At 60.2% G+C, this 352-nt stretch carries 1 protein-coding gene; it reads left to right on the top strand.

Annotation, left to right across the window (positions count from 1 at the left end; all coding sequences use genetic code 11):
• Window positions 1–48: 48 nt before the first annotated feature.
• Window positions 49–352, top strand: a 304-nt coding sequence (locus MKK65_RS19960; RefSeq protein WP_313902054.1) for an EAL domain-containing protein, incomplete at its 3' end; no start/stop codon positions are given.

Below are 352 nucleotides of genomic sequence, written 5' to 3'. Positions count from 1 at the left end.
GAGACAGGCCTATCGCCGGACCGACTCGAACGTGAGGTCACTGAGACGGTGCTCATCAATGATCTATCTCGCGCACTTGCCGTCCTGCACCGCCTTCGACCGATGGGCAGCACCAACAGTATGGATGATTTCGGTACGGGTTATGCCTCCCTAGCTACATTGCACGCGTTCCCCTTTGACAAGATCAAGATCGACCGGTCCTTCGTCAGCAGCATGGATGACAACCCGCCATCGAAGGCGACTGTCCGAGCTGGCCTGGGCCTAGGCCAAGGCCTCAAGGTGGGTCGTGTCGGGGAAGGGGTCGAGACGGCGGCACAGCTGCAATTTTTGTCGGAGGCGGGCTGCGACGAGG

Origin of the sequence: Methylobacterium sp. J-001 (assembly GCF_022829565.1) — a bacterium.
Lineage (GTDB): Bacteria > Pseudomonadota > Alphaproteobacteria > Rhizobiales > Beijerinckiaceae > Methylobacterium.
This window is presented reverse-complemented; position numbering and strand designations above follow the sequence as displayed.